Source organism: Streptomyces sp. NPDC049040 (genome assembly GCF_043197715.1).
Lineage (GTDB): Bacteria > Actinomycetota > Actinomycetes > Streptomycetales > Streptomycetaceae > Actinacidiphila.
Genome location: NZ_JBICTO010000045.1, coordinates 1 through 2,429, shown reverse-complemented (window position 1 = coordinate 2,429; position 2,429 = coordinate 1). Strand labels below are relative to the sequence as shown.

Here is a 2,429-nt window from a genome sequence, read left to right as displayed (position 1 = left end):
GGGGTGAGCAGGGTGCGGGTGCCGTGCTGGGTGAGCAGTCGGGCGATGGTGGTGGGGAGTTCGGTGGCTGTGGTGCGGTGGACGTTGGCGCGGTAGTCGGCGAGGTTCTCGGCGAGGAGGTCCGCGCTCTGGTCGGGGGTGCGGTCGGCGTGCGTGGTGAGGTAGTCGCGGGCGATGGGGGTGGGGCCCGGTGGTGGTGGGGGTGTGTGGTCGAGGGCGTTGCGGATGCGGGCCAGGACGGTGTCGCGGGAGTTCATCGGTCGTCCTTGGGGGTGGGGTGGTTGGCGTGCCACCAGTCGCGGAATTGCTGCTGGGGGAGTTGGGGGAGGTCGCGGGTGTCGGTCCAGGCGTGGGCTGTCCTGCCGGGGATGCGCCGGGGGTGGAGGCGGCGGGTTTTGATGGCGAGGCGTTGGGTGTGGCGCAGCAGGGTGGGGTGGCTGAGGGTCCAGAGGGCGGTGCGCATGGCGGCGCGTTCGGCGGCGTGGCCTTTTGCCGGGCGGATACGGGTTGTCGTGCTGGTGGGCGAGGGGTGGGTTCCCTGGACGATCTTCTCGCGGAGGTGGACGAGGACTTCGGGGATGTCGATGGCGACGGGGCAGACGTCGTAGCAGGCGCCGCAGAGGGTGGAGGCGTAGGGGAGTGAGGCTTCGACGGTGCCGGTGGTGCCGCGGAGTTGGGGGGTGAGGATGGCGCCGATGGGGCCGGGGTAGGGGGAGCCGTAGGCGTGGCCGCCGGCGCGTTCGTAGACGGGGCAGACGTTGAGGCAGGCGGAGCAGCGGATGCAGCGCAGGGCTTGGCGTCCTGTGGTGTCGGCGAGGGTGTCGGTGCGGCCGTTGTCGAGGAGGACGAGGTGGAAGTGTCGTGGTCCGTCGCCGTGGGTGGTGCCGGTCCATGTGGAGGTGTAGGGGTTCATCCGCTCGGCGGTGGAGGAGCGGGGGAGGGTTTGGAGGAAGACTTCCAGGTCCTGCCAGGTGGGGATGACCTTCTCGATGCCGACGACGCTGATGAGGGTGTCGGGGAGGGTGAGGCACATGCGGCCGTTGCCTTCGGATTCCAGGACGACCATGGTGCCGGTTTCGGCGATCATGAAGTTGGCGCCGGAGATGGCGATTTTGGCGCGGAGGAATTTCTCGCGGAGGTGGAGGCGGGCGGCTTCGGCGAGTTCGGTGGGGGTGTCGGTGAGGTTGTCGGGTGCGGGGCGGCCCCAGGTGGCCATTTCGCGGGTGAAGATGTCGCGGATTTCTGCGCGGTTGCGGTGGATGGCGGGGACGAGGATGTGGGAGGGGCGGTCGTTGCCGAGTTGGACGATGAGTTCGGCCAGGTCGGTCTCGACGGCGGTGATGCCGTGTTCGGCGAGGGCTTCGTTGAGGCCGATTTCCTGGGTGGCCATGGATTTGACCTTGACGACCTCGGTTTCGCCGGTGGCGCGGACCAGGTCGGCGACGATGCGGTTGGCGTCGTCGGCGTCGGTGGCCCAGTGGACGGTGCCGCCCGCGGCGGTGACGGCTTCCTCGAGTTGGAGGAGGTAGTGGTCCAGGTGGGTCAGGGTGTGGTCTTTGATGGCGGCGCCGGCTTGGCGTAGTTCTGGCCAGTCGGTGAGTTCGTTGATCGCGGTGGCGCGTTTGGTGCGGATGGTGTGGGTGGCGTGCCGCAGGTTCGCGCGGAGTTGCTCGTCGCGGGTCGACTCGCGGGCGGCCACCGGGAAGGACGGCAATCCCAGATACGTACCGCTCATCGGATCTTTCCTCCTGCCGTTTCCGGTGCCTGGTAGGGGTGTTCCTCGGTCGAGGCGAGGATGTCGGCCAGGTGTACGGCCCGGAGTGGGGCGTCCTGGCGGCGCAGGATGCCGTCGAGGTGCATGAGGCAGGAGTTGTCGGCGCCGCAGAGGACTTGGGCGCCGGTGTTCAGGGCGTTGTCGATTTTGTCCTGGCCCATGGCGGTGGAGACGTCGGGGTTCTTGACGGCGAAGGTTCCGCCGAAGCCGCAGCATTCCTCTGCGCCTGGCAGTTCGCGTAGTTCCAGGCCTCGTACGGCTTGGAGGAGTCGTCGGGGTCGTTCGCCGAGTCCGAGCATGCGCAGGCCGTGGCATGAGGGGTGGTAGGTGACGGTGTGGGGGAAGTAGGCGCCCACGTCGGTGACTTTGAGTACGTCGACCAGGAATTCGGTCAGCTCGTAGGTCCTGGGCAGGGTGTCGAGGGTGTTGCCGAGGGCGTGGGGGCGGCCTTCGGCTGCGGCGCGCTCGATCATGCGGGGGTAGTTGTCGCGGACCATGGCCGCGCAGGAGCCGGAGGGGGTGACGATGTGGTCGTAGCCGTCGAAGACCTCGGCGTAGCGGCGGGCCAGTGGTTCTGCCTGGTGCCGGTAGCCGGTGTTGTAGTGGGCCTGGCCGCAGCAGGTCTGCCCGGCGGGGAAGTCCACCTCCACACCCA

The 2,429-nt window shown here is 68.6% G+C and carries 2 protein-coding genes and 1 pseudogene; all 3 read right to left on the bottom strand.

The window, feature by feature from the left end:
- A pseudogene (locus tag ACGFMP_RS37195) lies at positions 1-257 on the bottom strand (lactate utilization protein C); the annotation flags it as partial.
- Complete coding sequence (locus tag ACGFMP_RS37190) at positions 254-1,735, bottom strand: lactate utilization protein B (RefSeq protein ID WP_393678528.1); 1,482 nt, start codon at positions 1,733-1,735, stop codon at positions 254-256. The gene ACGFMP_RS37190 and the pseudogene ACGFMP_RS37195, both read right to left, overlap by 4 nt.
- Positions 1,732-2,429: (Fe-S)-binding protein (locus ACGFMP_RS37185; RefSeq protein WP_393678526.1), on the bottom strand; the 698-nt coding region annotated here is incomplete at its 5' end. The genes ACGFMP_RS37190 and ACGFMP_RS37185, both read right to left, overlap by 4 nt.